At 63.0% G+C, this 21,625-nt stretch carries 16 protein-coding genes and 1 pseudogene; 16 read left to right on the forward strand and 1 reads right to left on the reverse strand.

Annotation, left to right across the window (positions count from 1 at the left end):
* Window positions 1–27 precede the first annotated feature (27 nt).
* A pseudogene (locus tag AB1576_11210) lies at window positions 28–332 on the reverse strand (type II toxin-antitoxin system RelB/DinJ family antitoxin).
* 621 nt (window positions 333–953) lie between these two features.
* Here AB1576_11210 and AB1576_11215 point away from each other — a divergent pair.
* From AB1576_11215 to AB1576_11290, 16 genes are all read left to right on the forward strand, one after another.
* On the forward strand, window positions 954–1,943 hold the full coding sequence (locus tag AB1576_11215; protein MEW6082314.1) for an ornithine carbamoyltransferase: 990 nt from the start codon (window positions 954–956) through the stop codon (window positions 1,941–1,943).
* Window positions 1,944–1,948: 5 nt separating this feature from the next.
* Window positions 1,949–3,298 carry an amidohydrolase family protein gene (locus AB1576_11220; GenBank protein MEW6082315.1) on the forward strand — a complete coding sequence of 450 codons (1,350 nt, stop codon included), beginning with the start codon at window positions 1,949–1,951 and terminating at the stop codon, window positions 3,296–3,298.
* Between the two features lie 15 nt (window positions 3,299–3,313).
* Complete coding sequence (locus tag AB1576_11225) at window positions 3,314–5,389, forward strand: hydantoinase/oxoprolinase family protein (GenBank protein ID MEW6082316.1); 2,076 nt, start codon at window positions 3,314–3,316, stop codon at window positions 5,387–5,389.
* Complete coding sequence (locus AB1576_11230; GenBank protein MEW6082317.1) at window positions 5,382–7,157, forward strand: hydantoinase B/oxoprolinase family protein; 1,776 nt, start codon at window positions 5,382–5,384, stop codon at window positions 7,155–7,157. Before AB1576_11225 ends, AB1576_11230 begins: the two co-directional genes overlap by 8 nt.
* Window positions 7,154–8,278 (forward strand): NAD/NADP octopine/nopaline dehydrogenase family protein, encoded by a 1,125-nt coding sequence (locus tag AB1576_11235; protein MEW6082318.1) that lies wholly within the window; start codon window positions 7,154–7,156, stop codon window positions 8,276–8,278. Before AB1576_11230 ends, AB1576_11235 begins: the two co-directional genes overlap by 4 nt.
* 33 nt (window positions 8,279–8,311) lie before the next feature.
* Window positions 8,312–8,803: a 4Fe-4S dicluster domain-containing protein gene (locus AB1576_11240; GenBank protein MEW6082319.1), complete on the forward strand. Its 492-nt coding sequence runs from the start codon at window positions 8,312–8,314 to the stop codon at window positions 8,801–8,803.
* Window positions 8,800–10,710, forward strand: a complete 1,911-nt coding sequence (locus AB1576_11245) for an aldehyde ferredoxin oxidoreductase family protein (GenBank protein ID MEW6082320.1) — start codon at window positions 8,800–8,802, stop codon at window positions 10,708–10,710. The genes AB1576_11240 and AB1576_11245 overlap by 4 nt, the downstream gene beginning before the upstream one ends.
* The gene (locus AB1576_11250) at window positions 10,703–10,993 is read left to right on the forward strand and encodes a MoaD/ThiS family protein (protein ID MEW6082321.1); all 291 of its coding nucleotides are present in this window, start codon (window positions 10,703–10,705) and stop codon (window positions 10,991–10,993) included. Before AB1576_11245 ends, AB1576_11250 begins: the two co-directional genes overlap by 8 nt.
* A gap of 23 nt (window positions 10,994–11,016) precedes the next feature.
* Window positions 11,017–12,198, forward strand: a complete 1,182-nt coding sequence (locus AB1576_11255) for a 4Fe-4S binding protein (GenBank protein MEW6082322.1) — start codon at window positions 11,017–11,019, stop codon at window positions 12,196–12,198.
* Window positions 12,198–13,520: a CoA-binding protein gene (locus AB1576_11260; protein ID MEW6082323.1), complete on the forward strand. Its 1,323-nt coding sequence runs from the start codon at window positions 12,198–12,200 to the stop codon at window positions 13,518–13,520. The genes AB1576_11255 and AB1576_11260 overlap by 1 nt, the downstream gene beginning before the upstream one ends.
* Before the next feature lie 38 nt (window positions 13,521–13,558).
* Window positions 13,559–15,499, forward strand: a complete 1,941-nt coding sequence (locus AB1576_11265) for a thiamine pyrophosphate-dependent enzyme (protein MEW6082324.1) — start codon at window positions 13,559–13,561, stop codon at window positions 15,497–15,499.
* Complete coding sequence (locus AB1576_11270; protein MEW6082325.1) at window positions 15,499–16,107, forward strand: indolepyruvate oxidoreductase subunit beta; 609 nt, start codon at window positions 15,499–15,501, stop codon at window positions 16,105–16,107. The genes AB1576_11265 and AB1576_11270 overlap by 1 nt, the downstream gene beginning before the upstream one ends.
* Entirely contained in the window at window positions 16,104–16,820 is a 717-nt protein-coding gene (locus tag AB1576_11275; GenBank protein ID MEW6082326.1) for an acetate--CoA ligase family protein, read from the forward strand. The genes AB1576_11270 and AB1576_11275 overlap by 4 nt, the downstream gene beginning before the upstream one ends.
* Window positions 16,821–17,120: 300 nt before the next feature.
* A complete protein-coding gene (locus AB1576_11280; protein ID MEW6082327.1) occupies window positions 17,121–18,488 on the forward strand; it encodes an APC family permease in 1,368 nt (455 codons plus the stop codon).
* A gap of 73 nt (window positions 18,489–18,561) precedes the next feature.
* Window positions 18,562–19,728: an iron-containing alcohol dehydrogenase gene (locus tag AB1576_11285; protein MEW6082328.1), complete on the forward strand. Its 1,167-nt coding sequence runs from the start codon at window positions 18,562–18,564 to the stop codon at window positions 19,726–19,728.
* A 75-nt stretch (window positions 19,729–19,803) separates the two neighbouring features.
* Window positions 19,804–21,624, forward strand: coding sequence for an aldehyde ferredoxin oxidoreductase family protein (locus AB1576_11290; protein ID MEW6082329.1), 1,821 nt, complete (start codon window positions 19,804–19,806; stop codon window positions 21,622–21,624).
* The last annotated feature ends 1 nt before the right edge of the window (window position 21,625 follow it).

The following is a 21,625-nucleotide window of genomic DNA, read 5'->3' on the forward strand; positions in this document are numbered from 1 at the left end:
CAGAACACGGTTCGTTTCAGTCCTGTCTCAGTCAGGTCCCCGGGTCCCGACATTCGCGTTAAGCTCCTCGAACAGTTCACGAGCCGAAGCGTAGGATTTCGCTGGGATTCTTCCGCCAGCAATAGCTCTTACTTCCTGTATGGCTGCTTCGGTTTCAGCACTATAGATGGGCTGCTTCATCTCAAAAGGCAGGCCGCCTACCATTAAGGACTGATGCAGGAAGATGTTCACCGCACCGGTTACAGTAATGCTGAAATTTGGCGAAAAGCTGTTCTGCTTTTCTTTTTTGCTTCCGGGTCAATGCGAATGTTGATGTTTGCCGTCTTCGCCAACCTCACCTCCTCGTCCCCTCGTTGTACCCGTACGCACAATAACAGCACAACGTGAAACATTCTTCTGGGGAGTGAGCGGCTTGAAGCCTATCGCACTGCAAGCAGGACCCGAGCATCCCAGCACATATACCCACAACAGAAGATGCAGCAATAACTGGAACACAAGGCCCTTAACCACCCCGATAGAGTCAGGCTGAAGCAACAGGAGTTCAAACGGGGCCGCAGCCTACGCGGTTCCCAAAAAACGGCGCATCCCATGCGGGAGCCGTGTAGCGAACGAGCAGCAAGATTCAGAAAGAAAGCGGGCAGAAAAGGCAAGTATCACGGCGCGCAACAGGAGCAAACATCCCTAAGGCGGTCATGGACCTGAGCTCAGGGACTCCGCCTGGCCTTGCCGAGACTGCCTTATGCCGGCCCATTCTGTATGGGCTCGCCCTCCACCGATCATACCACCTCACTCTGCAGTAGCACCGAATGCACTGCCCAGATTCCAGGGTTTTGATCCATGTTTTCGCATCGTCCTGAAGGAATCGGGCGGATCGCATAGAAAGATGTTCACGAAGCGGGAGAGATTTCCGCATTGCGGAACTCTGTTCAAACATGGAAGGGAGGGCCATGCGAGTGAACCATCTGAAAGGGAGCGACCTGTTGTCCACGAAGGGCCTGACGCTTGAGGACCTCCGATTCATATTCGGTACCACCACAGACCTTAAGATGGCCCAGAAACGCGGCGAGATCCAGGAGATCCTGAAGAACAAGGTGCTGGCCATGATCTTCGAGATCCCCTCGACCAGGACCAGCATATCCTTCGAGACAGCCATGACCAAGCTGGGGGGCCACGCCATCTACCTGGGTACGGACAGGTACTGGGCAGGCAAGGCCAAGGAAGAGAGCTGGCTGGATACCTGCGGCACCATTGACCGGTACGCCGATGCCCTTGCCGCCAGGGTCATGTCACATGACGACCTGGTTAAAGGGGCTGAGAAGATGCGGATCCCCGTCATCAATGCATCCAATGACTATGAACACCCCTGCCAGGCGCTGACTGATTTCCAGACCGTCCTGGAGAAGCGGGGGCGCTTTGAAGGCCTGAAGTACGTCATTACCTGGGCCTGGCGCCACTCGAATCCCCCGATCGGTCTGGTGAACTCCAGCATGCACATAGCAGCCAAGCTGGGCATGGAATTCGTCATCGCGTGCCCCGAGGGTTACGAGCCTCTAGACCAGGAGCTGGAGGCGGCGAGGGCCGAGGCGTCCAAGTACGGCTCGGAGATAAATATCGTGCATGACATGAGGGGGGCGGCCAGGGGCGCCGATTTCCTGAACATCTACAGCTGGGTATCACCCGAGGTCTTCCGGAAGGGAATAGAGACCCACTTCGCCGCACCGGCCCCCCATAATGAGTTCCCCGAGAAGTACCAGCACTGGAAGGTAACTCCCGACGTCGTGGACCTTCTTAATCCGGCGGGTCTGATCATGCACTGCATGCCTGCGGCCAGGGGCGAAGAGGTAGTCGATGAGGTGCTCGACGGTTCGAGGTCCATCATCTTCGATGAAGCCGAAAACCGGCTCCACGTCCAGAAGGCACTGCTGGCGCTGCTCATGGGGTGAGTGATATGAAGAAGACAGTAGACCTCTTGATCCTTGGCGGGCTCGTGGGGACCATGGACCCGGCGTACACCACCATTCCGGACGGCGCCATCGCCCTGGACCACGGGATCATCGTTGAGATTGGCTCCAGGAGGGAACTGGAGGATAGGTACGAGGCCCAGACGGTTGTGGAGGCATCCGGCCGTGTGGTGTTTCCGGGTCTGGTCATCTCCCACACCCACATGCCCAGTGTCGTTGGCCATAACATGCCCGTGGACTTCTCCAAGTTCCACGACTTCATGGACCTCCTGACCAAGTGGTGGTGGCCTGATATCGAGGACCAGACAACGCCCGAGGACATATACTGGACGACCCTTTTTGCCTCCATGAAGATGCTGAAGGCAGGGACGACCTGCGTAGGTGAGATGGTGGAGGCGCCCATGGCGCTTCCGGGATGCCTTGACGCCAGCGCCAGGGCCTTGGAGGAGATCGGGCTGAGGGCCGTCGTGGCGTTTGAGGCCACCGAGAGGATAAGCCAGGAGAACGGGCGCCTGGGGATCGAGGAGAACCTGAGGTTCGTGAAGGAGCGAAACACCCCAGCATCGAGGATCCGGGGGCGATTTGGCCTACACACCGTCGATACCTGTTCCCCCCAGATGATCCAGGTGGTCAGGCAGCTGGCCGGTGAAAACGGCGCAGGTATCTTCATTCACGTCTCTGAGATCCCCCCTAGCCTGACCGTTGCCACGCGGGGGACCACAGCCGTGCGGCTCCTGGACCAACTGGGTTGCCTTGGCCCTGACGTCCTGGCGGTTCACTGCATCCACCTGGATGAGGAAGAGATGGACCTCCTTGCTGCATCCGACGTCAAGGTGGCCCACACGCCCATGAGCAACATGCTCGGGGGTAACGGCGTATCTCCCATCCCGGACATGCTTGACCGGGGGATAACCGTGAGCATCGGTCACGACTGCTTCTTCACCCTGGACACCTTCGAGTACCTCCGGGCGGCGTACCTGATCCACAAGGTTCACCGGCAGAACCCCGGGCTGGTTCCCCCAAACCAGGCCTTGGAGATGGTGACCTCCAAGGGAGCCAGAGCCCTGGGTCTCGATGCCGAGGTGGGTTCCCTCGAGGTGGGCAAGCGGGCTGACCTGATCGTCGTCAAACCCCAGGGGCCGACCCCCGTGATCCCGGCGACCCTGATGCCCTTCATGGTGTCCGACGTGAACGGCCGGGACGTGGAGACGGTGGTTGTTGACGGGAGGGTCGTTGTGGACCAGGGGCGCGTGGTGACCGTTGACGAAGAGAAGGTCACCCGCAGGTGTATCGAGAGGTCTAGTGCCCTCTGGCGGCGCGCTGGCGCCATTGATTGACTGGGAGGTGTCCAAGTGTCCGGTTACAGGGTGGGCATAGACATTGGTGGGACCTTTACCGACGCTGTTGTGGTAGACGATGAGGGTCACATTGAGATCTTCAAGGATCCGTCGACGCCTCATGACCCGTCAATAGGGCTGATGAACTGCATTAGGAAGGCGGCGTCCTTTTACGGCCACCCCTTTGGCGACTTCCTGGGGCGCATCGAGATCCTTGTGCACGGCACAACGGTGGCTACTAACACGATGATCCAGTACAAGGGTGCCAAGACCGGCCTCATCACCACCAAGGGCTTCAGGGATGCGCTGGAGATGTTCAGGGCGCACAAGAACGACATCTGGAACCTGTCCGAGGCGCGGCCCCCCATGATCGTCCCGCGCTATCTCAGGGTGGGTGTCCGAGAGCGGATAGCGTGGGACGGGGAGGTCATCGAGGCCCTGGACGAACGAGAGGTCCGGGAGGCCGCGCGCTACCTCCGGGATCAGGGCGTCATATCGGTTGCCGCGTGTACCCTGTTCTCCTACGTCAACGACACGCACGAGGAGCAGATAGGTGAGATCATCCGGCAGGAGTGGCCGGAGGCCCACGTATCTCTCTCCTCTGATGTCCTCAGGCAGATCCGGGAATTCGAGAGAACCTCGACAACCGTCGTTAACGCGTACGTATCCCCGGTTCTGGGCAGTTACCTAGCGAACCTCAAGGCCCAGCTCAAGGAAAGCGGGCTTCCCAGGGACTTTCTGGTGACAGAGTCCAACGGTGGGGTCATGTCCGCCGACTACGCCATCGGCCACGGCGTGACCACCCTGCTGTCTGGGCCCTCAGCAGGGGCCGTTGGGGGTCGCTTCTTCTCCGAGATACTGGGCATCAAGGACCTGATAATCACGGATATGGGGGGTACCAGCTTCGATGTGACCCTCATCAAGGACGGCGACTTCTCCATCACCCTTGATGGCTGGGTGTCAGGATACAGGATCGCCATCCCCAGCATAGACATCCATACCGTTGGCGCCGGGGGCGGGAGCCTCGCTCACATCGATGAGGGCGGCCTCCTGAAGGTGGGTCCCCTGTCCGCCGGGGCCGTCCCGGGTCCGGCATGCTACGGCCGCGGCGGCACGAGGCCTGCCGTGACCGATGCAAACCTCGTCCTGGGGTACCTCAACCCCGACTTCTTCCTGGGAGGGGAGATGAGGCTCGACGCCAGGACGGCACGGGAGGCCATCACGAGGCACATCGCTGAGCCGCTGGACATTGATGTGGTCAAGGCGGCTCACGGCATATTCTCCGTTGTCAATAGCAATATGGCCGATGCGATACGGGTGGTCAGCCTTGAAAGGGGCCATGACCCCAGGGAGTGCGCCCTGGTGGCTGCTGGCGGGGCTGGACCAGTCCACGCCTCCATGCTTGCCAGGGAGGTCGGGATAGGGAGAATCATCGTGCCCATGGCGGCATCGGTGTTTTGCGCCCTGGGTATGCTGGAGTCCGACCTAAAACACGACTACGTCCGGACGATGAAGGGTGTGCTCTCCCAGCTGGACTGGGAGACCACCAGAAGCCTTGTGGACCAGCTGGAGACGGAAGGCAAAAGGACCCTCGAGGATGAGGGGGTACCCCCGGAGCGCATCAGAATGGAACGCTTCATGGATATGAGATACGTGGGCCAGCACCATGAGGTGACAGTGGGTGTGCCGGGAGGCTGGCTCGGACCCGAGGCAGCCCCGGCGATAGCCGAGGCCTTCCACCAGGTGCACGAACGGCTCTACACCTACTCAGAGCCTGGCAACGAGATCGAGGTTGTAAACCTGAGGGTCACCGCCATCGGCGAGGTGCCCAAGACGCCCCTGGCGTCTGCGCCCGAGACAGGCCCGGATGCCTCGGCATCCTTCAAGGGCAGGCGTGACGCCTACTTCGTGGAGGCAGGGGGACTTGTCCCCACAGCGCTCTATGACGGCCACAGGCTCAGGCCCGGCAACACGGTGGAGGGGCCCGCCATCATCGAGATGGTGACCACCAGCGTGGTACTGTTTCCCAAGGATGTGGCCAGATTGGACCGTTACGGCAATGTCCTGGTGGAGGTGGCCCAGAATGGCTAGAGGAGCGAAGGCTAGGTTCCAGGGAGCCGCGGATGCCATCACCATGTCCGTGGTATTCCACCGCCTGCAGGCGATCAACAGGGAGATGGGGATCACCATGGTCAAGACATCGAGGTCCCCCATCTTCGCCGAGGTCCACGACTTCTCGTGCGCCATATGCGATTGGGTGCCGCGGATCATCTCCCAGGTGGATGGCGTGCCTTCCCACACGGCGTCGTCCATGATGGCTGCCAAGGCCATATCCGACACCTTCAAGGGGGACATCTCTCCAGGGGATGTGTTCGTCATCAATGACCCCTATAACGGCGGCACCCACCTGGCTGACGTCACGGTGATAAAGCCCATCTTCTATGAGGGTGAACTGCTGTTCATGGGGGTCAACAGGGCGCACCACGCCGATGTGGGCGGCCTGTCCCCAGGCAGCTACAGCCCTCTTGCGACGGAGATCTTCCATGAGGGTATCCGCATACCCCCGCTCAGGATCTACCGGAATGACAAGCCTATCAGCGATGTCCTGGAGATGGTCAGGATGAACACGCGCATGCCAGACCTCTTCCTCAGCGACATCAAGGCTCAGGTTGCCTCCTGCAGCGTCGCCGAGCGCCGGCTGGAGGAGATGGCAGCGAAATACGGTGTCCCGGCACTCAAGGAGATCCTTGACGGGATACAGGAGTACGCCGAGATGAGGATGCGCCAGGAGATCGAGGCAATGCCGGACGGCGTCTACGAGGGTGAGACCTTCCTCGACGACGACGGTCACGGGCGCACGCAGGTAAGGGTGAAGGTCACCGTCACTATAGACGGGGACAGGATGTATGTGGACTTCGCGGGTACCGACCCGCAGACAGAGGGCTTCATCAACAGCCCATTCGCCAACTCCTGTACCTCTGTCTACGTGTCTGTCCTGACCACCGCCAGGGGGGACGTGCCCCACAACGAAGGCGCCTACGCCCCCATAAGCATCACGGCGCCGGAGGGCTGTCTTGTCAACCCCGTCCCGCCGGCCCCAGTCGCCAGCGCCACGCTGGACACGGCCTGCGCCATACTGGAGGCTATGTATATAGCCTTGTCCAAGGCCCTGCCCGACAGGGCGCCCGCTGGCTGGAACCGGTGGTGCGGGCCGTCCATCGCGGGGATAGACCCCCGGAACGGCGAGTTCTACGTGCAGTACGCGTTCTGCGGGATGGGCGGCGGAGGGGCGCTGCCCCACGCCGACGGCCTGAGCTATGTGGGCGATGGCATTGACCTCGGAGGGCTGACTGCCCCCAACATTGAGTCCAACGAGGTGGACTACCCGCAGATCACCGAGTACCACGAGTTCGAGACGGATTCAGGAGGGGCGGGCAAGTTCCGCGGAGGATTGGGCGTTCGTTACAGGATCCGGTTCTACGATGAGAGCCCCTCCCTGATCATGTTCGGCGATGGCAAGGTAACCCCCCCATACGGCCTGTACGGGGGCCGGCCTGGCTCGACCAACAGGCCCATGGTGAACGAGGGCACCGGGAAAGAGGAGGATCTCCCCGCCAAGGGCATGAGCAGCCTGGCGAAGGGCGACACCTACTCCATAAGGTCCTCGGGCGGCGGGGGCTGGGGGGACCCCCTGGAAAGGGATCCCGAGAGGGTTGCCTACGATGTCAAGTGCGGTTTCATCTTGCCCGAGTCGGCCCTGCGAGACTACGGAGTAGTTCTAGAGCCCGACGGCAGTGTGGATGAGTCCGGGACAGCCGAGCTGAGGACGAAGATGGCCGGAAGGGGGGTTACGTCTTGAAGGTAGCGGTTCTGGGATCCGGAAACGGGGGGTACGCGTGCTCCGCGGACCTTGCCCTAAGGGGTCACGAGGTGCGCTTGGCGGAGGCCCCCTCTCACGCTGAGCGCTTGAGGCCCCTTATCGACGATCCCTACATCGACGTCGTTAACATCGATGGCAGGCCGGTGGGCAGGGCTCACCTCTCGCTGGTTACCTCCGATGCCGCCGAGGCGGTGACCGGGGCCGATGTGGTGTTAAACCCCGTGCCCATCTTCGCCTACAGGGTTTTTGCCCAGCTTGTGGCGAACACCATCGAGGAGGGACAGGTAGTCTGCACCCTGGGGAAAGGGGGCGGCTCTCTAGTCTACGCCAAGGCGCTCCGGGAGGCCGGCGCGGTCCTCCCCATCCTGGGAGAGACCAACACACTTCCCTACGGTGCCACTCGCCTTGGCCAGCACCAGGTCAGGATCGAATCCCCCACGGTCGAGCTCATAACAGCGGCCTTCCCTTCCCGGCGCACCGGGGAGGTGGTGGCCGCCTTCGGGGATCTCTACCCTGAGTACTCCATCCGGAAGGCCGCCAATGTCCTGGAGACCATCCTGGTGGACTACAACGCCATCACGCACCCGCCTCCCATGATATGCAACGCTGCCAGGATAGCCTCCGGCTACGGGCAGGAGGACTTCCACCTGTTCGGGCCCTCGGAGAACCCCGAGGCTGTGGTAAGGGTAATCGAAGCGGTGGACAGGGAGAGGATTGCCCTCTCCAGGGCCCTGGGCATCAAGGCCTACACCCTTGAGGAGGAGATAAACCACGTCGGTTTCAACCCCAGGGGCAAGGAGGGCAGGGTTCTGCCGCTGTTTGAGGCTATCCACACGGAGAAGCTGGAGGTCTGCGAGGGCCCCTATTCACTCATGTCACGGCACCTGGTCGAGGACATCCCGTACGGGCTCGTCACCTTCTGTTCCCTCGGAGAGATGCTCGGGGTTCCGACCCCGGTCTCGAGGGCCCTGTCCGTGATGGCCTCGGTTCTAAATGGCGAGGACTACTTCCTGACCGGCAGGACGGTGGAGCGTCTCGGGATAGACCCGGCTTGGAGAATAGACCAGCTGTGCCGGTACCTGGAGGAGGGTCAGGCCTGAGTTGCGGCCAGACCAGGGAAGGTGGGACGAACGGTGAAGGCCTTAGTCTCTTATCCGGATCTCTGCACTGGCTGCAGGCTCTGCGAGCTGGCGTGCGCCTTCCGGGTAGGGAAGACCATGCACCCGGCACGCTCGAGGATAACGGTGGTGAAGTGGGAGGATACCGGCTTCTACCTTCCCTTCACCTGCCTGCAGTGTGAAAAGCCGGCATGTGCCTCGGCGTGTCCCGTTGAGGCCATAACGCGCCGAGAGGACACCGGTGCCATGGTGGTTGACGCCGAACGCTGCATAGGATGTGGGATGTGCCAGGTGTCATGCCCCTTTGGCGCTGCCTGTGTTGACCGGGGGACACGCGTGGCATCCAAGTGCGACCTTTGCGACGGGTCGCCCAGGTGTGCTGAGATTTGCCCGGCCTCGGCCATCCGGTACCAGGATGAGCAGGAGGCGGCTGCGCACCGGCGACGGTCGCAAGTAGCCAGGGCGCTGTCCCATCCCGAGATCTTTCCGGGGGGTGAGGCGCGTTGAAGTACCAAGGATACGCAGGCAAGGTGCTTAGGGTGGACCTGACGGACCGCAAGGTGAGCGTCGAGGAGACCCCAGAGGAACTAGCCCGGGGCTTCCTGGGGGGTAACGGGTTCGGGGTGCGGGTGCTGTGGGACGAGACAGGGCCAGGGGTTGATGCCCTTGACCCGGGCAATCGCCTGGTATTCGCCTCTGGCCCTCTCTCTGGCACAACGTGGCCAGGAGCAGGGAGACTCGAGGTGATCGCCAAATCACCGCTCACGGGCATCTACGGGGATTCCAACAGCGGGGGCTTCTTTGCCCCCGAGCTGAAGTACGCAGGGTTTGACATGGTGGTGATCACAGGGAGGGCCGAAGCGCCCGTCTTCCTGTCCATCACTCCGAGGGGGGTCGAGATCCGGGATGCCGGCCACCTCTGGAGTATGGGTGCCAGGAGCGCTGAAAAGGCAATAGCGGCCCAGCTGGGGGACCCCGATGTGAAGACCTGCACGATAGGGCCTGCCGGCGAGAACCTCGTGCGCTTTGCCTCCATCCTGGTTTCCAGCGGGCGGTCAGCTGGGCGGTCGGGGATGGGTGCCGTCATGGGCTGCAAGAACCTCAAGGCCATCGCTGTCAGGGGTTTCGGCGGAGTTACCTTGGCTAGACCCGACCTCTTCTATGATCTTAGCCTAAAGATGCACAAGGCCATTCGCGAGAACAAACTCTACGGCGTCGTGCACGAGTACGGCTCGCCGGGGTTGACCCCCCTGGTGAACATGACCGGGCGTTTCCCCACGAAGAACTTCCAGCTGGGTTCCTTCGAGCACCACGATAAGATCGGCGGCGAGGCGCTGAAGGCCCACTTCGTAAAGCACCTGGCGTGTTTCTCCTGCGGAGTCGGCTGCGACAAGATGTTCCACGTAAGGAGCGGCCCGTTCGCGGGGACCCGGTCAACGAGCCTGGAGTACGAGGTCCTCGGGGCGCTGGGCGCCGGGGTCCTGGTGGATGACCTGGACGCGGTTGTGAAGGCCAACAGCCTCTGTGACGAGCTCGGCATGGACGTGATCTCCGCTGGAAGGACCATCTCGTTTCTCATGGAGATCTTCGACAGGGGCATAGTGAGCCCCTCTGATATCGACGGGCTAGAGCCCCGGTGGGGGGATGCCCGCCTGGTGCTGGACCTACTCCAGCGGATCGCTGCCAGGCAAGGCATCGGCGATCTCCTGGCGGAAGGGGTACGCAGGATGGCCCAGAGGATCGGCCGGGGCTCCGAGGGGTACGCCATGGAGGTCAAGGGACAGGAGATTGCCTGCCAGGACGGCAGGGCCCAGCAGTCGATGGGGCTTGCGCACGTCACGTCTGCCAGGGGTGCCGACCACCTGAAAGCGTACCCCACCATCGATGAGACCGGGTTCCCGTCCAAGGCCATAGGGCGTTACGGGGAGCAGTACATGCCCGACCTCATCGATCCCCACTCCTCCCGGCACAAGGCAATGGTGGTGAAGGACGGGGAGGACTACGCCGCGGTCGTTGATTCGGCGGGCCACTGCAAGATCGGAGGGGCCTTCGTCATTGCCGAGATATACTGGCCCGAAGAGGCCATGGGACTAGCGTACGCCACCGGCATGGAGGTGGACGAGGCGTCCTTGAGGGCTACCGGGGAGCGCATCTACAATCTCATGCGCCTCTACAACGTCCGGCTTGGTATCAGCAGGGCCGATGACCGCCTGCCCAGGCGCTTCACAGAGGAACCGGCCCAGTCGGGCACCGCCACGGGCAGGGTCGTCGACCTTGACGCGATGCTAAAGGAGTACTACCGACTCAGGGGATGGGATCCCGAAAGGGGCCTTCCCGAGAGGGATACGCTCAGAAGGCTGGGCTTGGACTTCGCCATGGAGTGCCTGGAGAGGGAGGGCGTCTTGCTTGCCTGATCTGATCAGGGTTAAGGTCAAAGGCTATAACCTCATCTGGTCTGCCCTGGGCGGCCACGACGCGGAGGTCACCCTGGCCGCTCCGGCCACCTTCGCGGACCTCCTGGACCACCTGGTCAGAGAGAGGGGGGCCCTGGCCCAGGTTGTGCTGGACGGGCGGGAAGGCATCAGGCCGAACCTCAGGGTCTTCCTGAACGGCCGCCCTTTACCCAACGTATCGGGTCCGGAACAGTTGAATGACGGCGATGAAGTCATCATGCTCATGGCGGCCGCGGGCGGCTGACACATGAGCGGGGAGGCGTAGGAATGGACCTCAGCGTTGATATAGGAGGCCTCAGGCTGAAGAACCCGCTGATCGTCGCGGCAGGTGCGCACGGCCGGGACAGTCGGACCATGGCTCACGTGGCGTCCTTCGGGCCGGGAGCCGTCACAACCAAGACGATTGTGTCCCAGCCAGCCAAGGATGTCCTACCCTGCTTTGCACGGGTGCCCGGGGGGTTCCTCAATTGCGTTTTCGGTTCCACCACAGGGCCCGACCAGTGGTTTGGCGTGGACATACCCGAAGCCAAGCGAGCGGGAGTCACCGTTATCGCCAACCTGGCGGGGGTAACGGCGGAGGAAACGGCGGACCTGGCCGAGAGAGCCGCCCTGGCGGGGGCCGACATCATCGAGATCCCGACGATCTGCTGTCACATGAAGGAGATCCTTGAGGCCATGTTCCCCGGGCTGGTCATCGACCTCCCGGCGATAGAGGACCCCAGTCCCTACGTGGGGATACTGCGGACTGTCAAGGAGCGCACGGGGCTCCCCCTCATAGCCAAGCTGAGCGCCATCTTCCTGAACAACACGGTGGACTGGGCGAAGGCCGCGAAGGAGGGAGGGGCGGACGCGGTGGCCTGCTCCGACGCCCTCGGCCCTGCCCTGGCTGTTGACGTCCAGACGGGTGAGCCCCTCCTGGGCGGGCCCAGGGGTGTCGGCGGGCTCACAGGGGGCGCCCTGAAGCCCATATCCCTGCGCATGTGCCTGGAGGTCGCCATGAACGTGGACATAGATGTCATCGGGGTGGGCGGGGTTTCCTCCGCACAGGATGCCCTGGAGTACTTCATGGTCGGGGCCAAGGCGGTCGGGGCATGCACCAGCGGGCACCTGAGAGGTCCGAGAGCCTATTCAGAGATCCTCAAGGGCCTCGAGGAGAGCCTCGAGGCCAGGGAGGCTTCCCTGGAGGACGTCAGGGGCCTGACCACAAAAAGGCTGGAAGCTCGAAAGGCCCTGGGTACCCACGTCATGACGGAGCCCCGAATCCCCCAGGTCATAGAGGAACGCTGTAACGCCTGTGGGAGGTGCAAGGATTCCTGCATATACCAGGCCATCCACATTGACGGCATCATGGTCATCAATAACGAGGCGTGTTACGGGTGCGGTCTTTGCCGCCAGGCCTGTCCGCGCATGGCAATACTCCACGACTGCTTCGGGGGAGGCCCTTCGTGATGGCGCTGGGAAGGCTCTTTAACGCCCAATCGGTAGCCGTTGTGGGCGCGTCCGCGAATCCCGCCAAGACGGGCCACACCATACTGGCCAATATGATCGGCGGGGGCTACACCGGGCAGGTCTATCCCATCAACCCGGGGTCCTCGGAGATCCTGGGTCTTCAGGCCTACCCCTCGGTATCCCTAGTGCCTGGAGATATCGACCTGGCCGTCGTGTGCGTGCCATCAAGGCTTGTGCCCGGCGTCATCGAGGAGTGCGGCGAGAAGGGCGTGGGGGCGGCGGTTGTTATTAGCGGGGGCTTCCGGGAGATAGGCGAGGAGGGCCTTGAGGCCGAGCTAGTCCGGGCCGCACGCCGGCACGGCGTGAGGATCGTTGGACCGAACTGCCAGGGGGTCAACTACACGCCGGCAGGGCTGTGCGCGTCCTGGCCGCTCATCACCAAGAAGGGGCCCATGGCCATCGTCTCCCAGAGCGGGACCATCGGCGCCGCCCTGGCCATGCGGGCCGAGGAGGAGGGGATAGGGTTCTCCGCCTTCGTCAGCCTGGGCAACAAGGTTGATGTGGACGAGGTGGACCTCCTCAGGTACTTCGCTGATGATGTCTCCACTCAGGTGATCTGCATGTACCTGGAGGGTGTGACTGACGGGCGGGCCTTCATGGCCGCTGCCAGGGAGGCATCCGGGAAGAAGGGCGTGGTGGTCCTAAAGGGGGGCAAGACGAGGGCGGGACGCAGGGCGGCCCAGTCCCACACCAGGTCTGTGGCGGGAAGCGATGAGGCCTTCACCGCTGCGTGCCGCCAGTCTGGGGTAAGTCAGGTCTCGGATATCGACCAGCTCTACGACGCGGGCAAGGCCCTGGGAGCCCTGAAGAGGCCCGGTGGAAGGCGGCTCTTCGTTGTCACCAGTTCCGGTGGCAGCGGCATACTTGCGACGGACGCGGCTGAGATGGCGGGCCTCGAGGTGCCTTCTTTACCCGAGGACCTATCCTGGGACCTCGCATCCAGACTGCCGGGCCACTGTGTCGTGGGTAACCCCCTGGACCTGACGGGTGACGCTGACGCCGAAAGGTACGGGTTGGTGCTGGATATGGTCATGGATAGGCCTGATGTCTTTGACGCCTGCGTGGTCATCTTCGGCGATCCCATTGCGGGGGCGTCGTCGGTGATAGAGAGGGTTAGTAGCATTACCCAGAAACCCCTGGTCATCAGCTATCTTGGGGGAGGGGACGTCGAGAAGGAAGAGACCCGGCTCATCCAACGCCTGGGTATCCCCGTGTTTCCCACCCCTGAAAGGGCCGTTAGGGCCTTTGGCCTCACACTGTGAAGGCCAAGCACTGAGGCATCCAAGGGAGGTTAGACTTGGTGAACCCGTTGGCGATGAGAGAACCGGGCAAACGTGTGCTCCTCATGGGCAATGAGGCAATAGCGCGGGGAGCCCTTGAAGGCGGATTGGAGGTGGCCGCGGCGTATCCTGGGACGCCCAGTTCAGAGGTGCTTGAGGCGCTGTCCGGTGTTGCCGAGGAACTGGGAATCTACGTGGAGTGGAGCACCAACGAGAAAATAGCGATGGAGGTGGCCGTGGGGGCGTCGCTGGTGGGCAGGCGCTCGCTTGTGGCCATGAAGAACGCGGGGCTTAACTGGGCCATGGACACCTTCATGACTGTTCCCTACGGAGGCATCAGGGGAGGCTGCCTGGTGGTGGTCGCGGACGACCCCGGCGCTCACTACTCCTCCACCGAACAGGACACTCGGGTTCTGGGGAGGTACGCCGAGATACCGGTCCTGGAGCCGATGGACCAGCCAGAGACCAAGGAGATGGCCCGGGTGGCCCTGGAGCTCTCAGAACGGCTGGAAATACCAGTGTTCCTGAGGTCCGTGACTCGCATATCGCACGCCTCCGGAGACGTCGAGATGGGCGGCCTGCCGGGCCCCAGGGAAGGCGCCATAGGCTTCAACAAGCACTGGAAAGTCCCATACCGTTTCAACGTCTACGGGCCACCAGGGCCGGTATCCAAGCATCGCTGGCTTCACTCGCGTATACCGCTGGCATTGGAATGGAGTGAGCGCTCCCCCTTCAACGAGATCAGGCCCGGGGGGGAATACGGGGTCATCGCATCGGGATTGGGTGCCGCGTACGTCCTGGACCAGGTAAAAGCCTTGAGCCTGGAGGGGGAGATCACCCTCCTGAAGATCGGGGTGCCCTGGCCGCTCCCGGTGTCCATGGTGAGGAAGGTCCTCAGGGGCTGCCGGCGAGTGCTGGTTGTTGAGGAGGGAGACCCGGTTGTGGAGGAGCAGGTGAAGGCCTTGGCCCACGAGGAGGGCGCCACCGTGGAGGTCTGGGGCAAGGGCGACGGCCAGCTGCCCGCCTGCGGGGAGCTGGACCCTGACCTCGTGGCCGGGGCACTGGCGGGACTCGTGAACTGGACATCGCCCGCCGACAGCCTGGAGGGCCGCCGCCAGGAGGTTCGGCAGCTGGTCTCGCCACGTTCCTCAGCCCTCTGCCCAGGATGCGGGCATCTGGGCGCCTACTGGGGGATCAGCCGGGCACTCCGTAAGGAGAGGATCGCCCCGGTAGTCAACGGAGATATCGGGTGCTATGAACAGGGCGGGTACGGCCTCTTCTCCTGCTCGGTGGCCGTTAGCGATGAACCGGAGAAGATCCACAAGGTGACCTCTCCCTATGAGGTCCTGGATACCATCCACGTGATGGGGAGCGGCATAGGCCTGGCCCAAGGCCAGTTCCACGGGGGTCACCAGGGGAAGATCCTGGCTGTTGCCGGAGACAGCACCTACTTCCACGCTACGTTGCCCGCCGTGGCCAACGCGGTGGTGAACAATGCCAATGTTACCTTCGTGGTGCTGGACAATCGCTGGACAGCCATGACGGGGCACCAACCCAGCCCACGCACGGGGCGGAACGCCGTTGACAGGCAGGTCCCTGTCCTGGATATTGAGGCCGTGGCGGGTGCCCTGGGGGTAAGGGACACCCGCAGGGTCGACGCCTACGATCTCCCAGAAGTGGAGAGGGCGGTCGAAGAGGCCCTGGCCTCGGACGGTTTCTCCCTGGTGCTGGTGGAGAGGGAGTGTGCCCTGCAGGTGGCCCGGAGGGTGCGTCCCGGGAGGGCCGAAACCCGGGTCGATGAGGGGATCTGCATTGGATGCAGGATCTGCCTAGGGCTCGGCTGCCCGGCCCTGGTGTTCAGGGACAAAAAAGCGTCCATAGATGTTCTGGCATGCGTGGACTGCGGCATGTGCCAGCAGGTATGCCCGTCGTCTGCCATAGTAGAAGGGGTGAAAGGCTGATGGCTCTGGAGGTAATCATTTCGGGCGTGGGTGGGCAGGGCACCATCATCATGTCCCACATCCTGGCCGAGGCCGTCATAGAGGCCGGTCTGAACGTGCGAGTGGGGGAGACCTTCGGCGCAGCGATGCGCGGGGGGGCCGTCATGTCCCACGTGCGCATAGGTGATGTGAAGAGCCCGCTGGTTCCCTCGGGTAAGGCCGATGTCATAGCGGCGCTGGAGCCCCTGGAGGCGCTGCGGGTCGGCTGGCGCTGGGCGAAGGGGGACACTGAGGTGCTCTGTAACACAGGGCGCATCTACCCCATGGACGTGAACATAGGCGCTGCCAGGTACCCGGAAATGAACGAGATTGAGGACAGCCTGCGGTCCCTGGGGGCGTCCGTATTCTGCATAGATGCCGTCACCCTAGCCGAAGAGGCCGGCAATCCCCGCACAGCCAACGTGGTTATACTGGGCGCCCTCTCAGTCCTGGGCCACCTGCCCGTGACATCCGAGACGCTGCTAGGCGCGGTGAAATCCCGGGTGCCGGCCAAGGCCCTGGAGGCTAACGTCATGGCTTTCCAGCTGGGTGTCAAGGCGGCCCAAGAAAGGGGAGGTTGGGAGCGTTGAGCCAAGGTCATCCCAAGGTTTTCCTGGAGACGGAGGCCCTGGCGCTGCTGCAGTCCAGGGGCGTGCCCGTACCGCGCTCGAGGGCGGTGACCGATCCGGCCGAGGCAGTCCTCGCAGCCAGGGGGATCGGCTACCCCGTGGTCATGAAGGTGCTATCCCCTGAGATCCTCCACAAGTCGGATGTGGGAGGGGTAAGGATCGGCCTCGGTGACGACCAGGCCGTCGAGGCAGCCTTTAAGGAGATTATGTCTTCGGTAAAGGCCGCCCTTCCTGACCGGGAGGTGCTCGGCATAGGGGTCTTCTCCCAAGAGCCTCCAGGCACTGAGGTAATTGTAGGGATGATGAACGATCCCAAGTTTGGCCCAATGATCATGTTCGGCCTGGGGGGAGTGCACGTCGAGCTACTGAGGGATGTGACCTTCAGGGTGTGCCCGGTGTCGGCCGAAGAGGCCAGGAAGATGGTTGCTGAGATAAGGGGCTATCCGCTGCTCACCGGCTGGCGCGGTGCCCCCCCGTGTGACCTCGATGCGCTGGCAAGGCTCATCGCCGTGGTATCGGAGATCTCCATGGAGCGGGGTGACCTCGACAGCATCGACCTGAACCCAGTAGCCCTCTATCCCGCCGGTCTCAGGGTGCTGGACGCCAAGTTCGTGTTCCTGGATGGCGATGGCGCTCGCTCGAGCTGGGTTGACATATGTCCAGAGCGGGGTTGATCGCTCGCCGGGACCCCAAGCAGAGAGAGGCTTTCCAGGAAGCAGCATCCTCCGGGGACCTGAGCCCTGAGGGTACTGGCCCAAGCCCGGTGGCGCCGGGCAGGGACTCAAGGTGCCGGTGGCCTGACCGCTGCCCGGGGCTGAAGCCCAGAGAGTCCATCTTTTGATGGCGGTTTTACTCAGGCGTTTTGACGGAGGCCAAGAGGTGTGGCAGGGGAGGTGAATGCACCGGTAGACGGCCTCGTGTCCCATGATAGGAGCCTGTGTTCCAGTGACTAACGTTGAAAGGTGGGAAGAGTCATGGGAGGTCCTGAGCAGAACGGAGGTACGGAACTAAAGGCGGGTGCTCTCGGCTTCTGGGACTGCGTGATGATGGCCGTGGGTGGCATGGTGGGTATGGCGATATTCTCCCTCTCGGGGGTTACCTTCTCCCTGTCCGGACCAGCATCGCTCCTGGCCTGGGTGGTTGGCGGTGCCATCCTGTTCCTCTACGCCATGAACGTGGCGGAGATGGCAACCAAGTTCCCCAGGGCCGGAGGGGTTTTCGTATACCCGGCGGAGTGCCTGGGCAGGACCGCCGCGACCAGGGATTTCTGGGCATGGCTGGCAGCCTGGTCGTGGATAAACGTCACGGTCCTGGGTACTGCCTTCGGGGCCATCTTCATAGCGCAGTATCTCTCTGGGATAATACCGGGGGCTGCGCCCCACGTGGTACCCCTGGGGGTGCTATGGGTGGCCTTAGTGTGGCTTCTGAACGTCCTGGGCATCACACTCATGGGCAAGACCAATCTGATCCTCACTGCCTTGCTGGTCATCATCTGTCTGGTATATGTGGGATACGCGTTCGGCGCCTTCAACCCTGCGATGCTCAGCCCGTTCTTCGCGGGTTTCCTGGGGGTGAAGGGCTTCTACGCCTCGATCCCCATCTCCATGCTGGCCTATGGCTCGGTAATCGCGATATCTGCCGCGGCTGAGGAGATCCGCGAACCCAGGAAGACCATACCCAAGGCCATGGCTACCGCGCTCATCGCCACCGTGGTCCTGTACGCCCTCATCCTGGTTTCGACTTATGGCGTCATCCCGTGGCAGCAGGTAACAGAGGGATCCTTTGGCTTCTATGCCCCGCTCCACTTCGCCATAGCGATCTTCGCTCCTGACAAGCCTTGGCTCATGGCCCTGATCTCCGTCGCGGCGCTCCTTGCCATAACCACAACTATGCTGGTGATGGTCATGGATGCCGGGAGAACCCTCCTGGCTATCGGCCGCTCGGGCATCCTGCCCAAGCAGTTCGCCTCGGTGAATCCCAGCACCAGGACACCGGTGCTCTCCTTGACGGTAGTGGCTATCGCCTCAGCCATCGTTGCCTGTTTCCCCGGGTTCACCATGCAGATCATAGGTACCGGCTCCCTGACGTTTGGCATCCTCGTGGCCATAATGGTGTTCAGCGTTATCGGCTCCAGGGTCTATCGCAAGGACGTCCAGGGCACCTTCGTCACCCCGGGCGGCTACACCCTGCAGGTGCTGACCCTGGCGGTGCTCGTGTTCGTGCTCTCCCAGCTGGGCCGTGACGCCCTGGTGCTGTCTGGCTGGTGGTACCTGATTGGACTTGTCTACTTCGGCCTCCGTTATGTCACCAAGCCTGACCTGTTCAAAGACGCAAAGGGCTAGATGAGACGGGGCGCGGGGGCGCCCCGGGAGGACGCCCCCGCGGGAGCCCCAAGTCACGCTTGGAGGTCTGTTGATGGATTACTCCGTGCTGAAGTGCCCGTCCCTGGTTACGGGGCGCGGATCCCTGGAGTACCTGGCCGGCATTGACGCTAGGCGCGTGGCCGTGATCACGGATGTGCCCGCAATGGAACCCTCAGGGTTTCTCGGGGAGACCCTGCGCCACATAGAAGCCTCTGGTGCCACCTGCTCCATGGTGGGCAGCGTGGAGAGGGAACCCACGATGGGGGACATCGAGGCTATCCTGGCTGAGCTCGGCCGCTCCGGGCCGGATACCATCGTGGCCCTCGGGGGCGGCTCCGTGATGGACGCCGCAAAGGCCCTGCGGTTCTTCCTGGAGTACCCGGACGCTGCCTGGGACCGAGCCTTCAGGCCCTTTGGCCTGGGGGTCCTGGGGAGGGTGAATCTGGTGGCGGTTCCCACCACCAGCGGGACGGGATCGGAGAATACCTGCGTGGCCGTCTTGATCGATGATGATACCTGCCTCAAGCGCCTCATGATGTCCCATGAGCTCGTGCCAACCTTGGCCATTCTGGATGCGCGTCTGGCCGATACCATGCCCGACCCTGTCAGGGCGAATTCCGGTGCTGACGCGCTGGCTCACGCCGTGGAGGCGGCGGTCTCCAGGAAGGCAGGCCCCCTGACCGTGCGCCTGGCCTTCGCCGCTGCCCAAGATATTCTCCAGGCGCTTCCCCAGTCGCTGTCGGAGTCTCGGGGCGATCGCCTCCCGGCCAGGGAGACCATGCAGGCTGCCGCCAGTGTCGCGGGGATGGCCATCACGAGTTCCAGCGCGGGCCTCTCCCATGCCATGGACCAGGTGGGCCCTGCGTTTGGGCTTCCCCACGGGCTCGTCTGCGGCGTTCTCTTGCCCCATACGATGCGCTTTCACAGTCCTTGCCCCGAGTACGCCACCCTTGCCAGGCGCCTGGGCCACTCGGGGAGCGAGGAGGACCTCTGCGCGTCGCTGGCAGCCGCCATCTGGGACCTCTTCAGGGCAACAGGGATGCCTGCGGGTTTTGCCGCGGCGGGCCTCGGCCGGGTAGAGTTTGAGAGGGCCCTCCCTGGCCTAGTGGAAGAGACGCTCCGGTCTCCGGCGGCGCTCCTGTCACCGGCCTGCCCGCAGCCATCAAAGGTAGAGGCTATCTACGAGAGGGCATACAGCGGCACCCACCCACTGGACTAGCCTGTGGCTTCCAGGCCCGGTCTTGACCGGGGCGCATTTTGGGGAGGCCGGGTGCCACGAAAGGATGATGTAGGATTGCCTCTAGAAGGCTATCACAACAAGGTGCTGCATGTGGATCTGACATCCGGTCACAGTGAGGTCCTGCCGGTCAGCGAGGAACGCCTGGCGGGATATGTGGGTGGCATTGGCCTTAGCACCAGGTTTGTCACGGAAATAGTTCCAGCGGGCGCTGACCCGTTTTCGCCTGAGAACGCCCTTGCCTTCTTCTCGGGGCCCCTTAGCGGTACGACGGCTCCGGCCTTCGCCCAGACGGTCCTGGTAACGAAGTCGCCGCTGACTGGGGGCGTTATCAACGCCTACTCGGGCGGCAACCTTGCCGCGGCGCTGAAGGGCACCGGGTACGATGGTGTCCTGGTAACCGGGCGGGCCCCGCGCCTGTGCTACCTTGTGGTGACTCCGGCGGGGGCCCAGGTGACGGAGGCCCCGGAGATGGCCGGCAGGCACGCCCTCGACGCGGAGGACTACATCCGGTCCCGCGTGGGAGGCAAGCGGGTGGGCGTGGCTGCCATCGGCCTTGCCGGCGAAAACCGGGTGAGGTTCGCCGCGGTGATGTCTCAAACCCGGGCCTTCGGTCGCGGCGGCGCAGGGGCTGTCATGGGGTCCAAGAACCTCAAGGCGGTAGCCTTCTCGGGCGATGTGTCAACGCGGCTTTGGGATCCGAACGGGTTCCGGCGGGCTGTGGAAGAGGCCAGGGCCTCCCTAGCTGAGGCTACCTCCAACGAGTGGAGCCTCCTGGGCATGTTCTCGAGGTATGGGACGGGGAGTGGGATGGCCCTGGTAAATGAGAAGCACGCCCTCGCCACGGAGAACCACCGGAAGGCCACGTTCGAAGGGGCTTTGGCCATCGATGCCCACGCCTACCTCTCCCTGTTCCCGTCCAGGAGATATGCCTGCTGGGCCTGCCCAATCCACTGCGGCCAGGTGAGAGCCGTGGACGCCTCGGTGTTCGGCCGGCCGAGCCTCAGGGGTCCAGAGTATGAGACCATGTACTCCCTTGGGTCGAACCTGGCACTGGCTGACCCCCAGGCCTTGGCCCTGGCAAACCAGCTGGCGGAGGACTACGGGATGGATACCATCTCTGCCGGTGGCGTGATAGGCTTCGCCATGGAGTGCGCTGAAAAGGGCATCCTTGCCAAGGGAGCCCTGGGGGAGGAACCCTTGCGCTTCGGAAATGGGGCCACTGTGACCCTGGCCCTTCACAGGATCGCCCGCAGGGAGGGCGTAGGCGACCTCCTGGCGGAAGGGGTCAAGAGGGCTTCGGCTCACCTGGGGCAGGGCAGCGGTGTCTTCGCCATGCACGTCAAGGGCATGGAGTTCGCCGCCTGGATGCCGGCGAGGATGAGGGGCATCGCGCTGGCCTTCGCCACGTCCAACAGGGGCGCCTGCCACAAGAGGGCGCCGGTTGGCGCCGAGATAATGGGGTTTATGCCCATGGAAAGCACCCAGGGCAAGGCTGCAGTTGTCAAGGAGATCCAGGACAAGGTGAACGCTGTGTTTACCCTCATATCCTGCCGGTTCGCCGAGTTCCAGCTCAAGATGGACCACTACCTGGCGCTTCTCAAGGCAGCGACGGGCCTGGACATGAGCGAGGAAGGCCTTCTTACCCTGGGAGAGAGGATCTGGAACCTCGAGCGCGTCTACAACAGGGCCGGAGGCTGGACGCGACAGGATGACTGGCTCCCCGACCGGTGCTTCGAGCCAGTGGTTGGGCCGGATATAGGTTCCCCACTGACCCGGGAGGAATTGGCGGCCATGATCGAGGAGTACTACCACCTGAGGGGCTGGGACGAACAGGGTGTACCGCTGCCCGAAACCCTGGGGGCTCTTGACCTTTAGG

Source organism: Bacillota bacterium (assembly GCA_040754315.1).
GTDB lineage: Bacteria > Bacillota > Sulfobacillia > DUSP01 > JBFMCS01 > JBFMCS01.

Excerpts from the sequence above, each read along its gene's own strand:
- AB1576_11220 (MEW6082315.1), top strand. The coding sequence starts at position 1,949 with ATGAAGAAGACAGTAGACCTCTTGATCCTTGGCGGGCTCGTGGGGACC.
- AB1576_11270 (MEW6082325.1), top strand. The coding sequence starts at position 15,499 with ATGGCTCTGGAGGTAATCATTTCGGGCGTGGGTGGGCAGGGCACCATC.
- AB1576_11255 (MEW6082322.1), top strand. The coding sequence starts at position 11,017 with ATGGACCTCAGCGTTGATATAGGAGGCCTCAGGCTGAAGAACCCGCTG.
- AB1576_11230 (MEW6082317.1), top strand. The coding sequence starts at position 5,382 with ATGGCTAGAGGAGCGAAGGCTAGGTTCCAGGGAGCCGCGGATGCCATC.
- AB1576_11260 (MEW6082323.1), top strand. The coding sequence starts at position 12,198 with ATGGCGCTGGGAAGGCTCTTTAACGCCCAATCGGTAGCCGTTGTGGGC.
- AB1576_11285 (MEW6082328.1), top strand. The coding sequence starts at position 18,562 with ATGGATTACTCCGTGCTGAAGTGCCCGTCCCTGGTTACGGGGCGCGGA.
- AB1576_11280 (MEW6082327.1), top strand. The coding sequence starts at position 17,121 with ATGGGAGGTCCTGAGCAGAACGGAGGTACGGAACTAAAGGCGGGTGCT.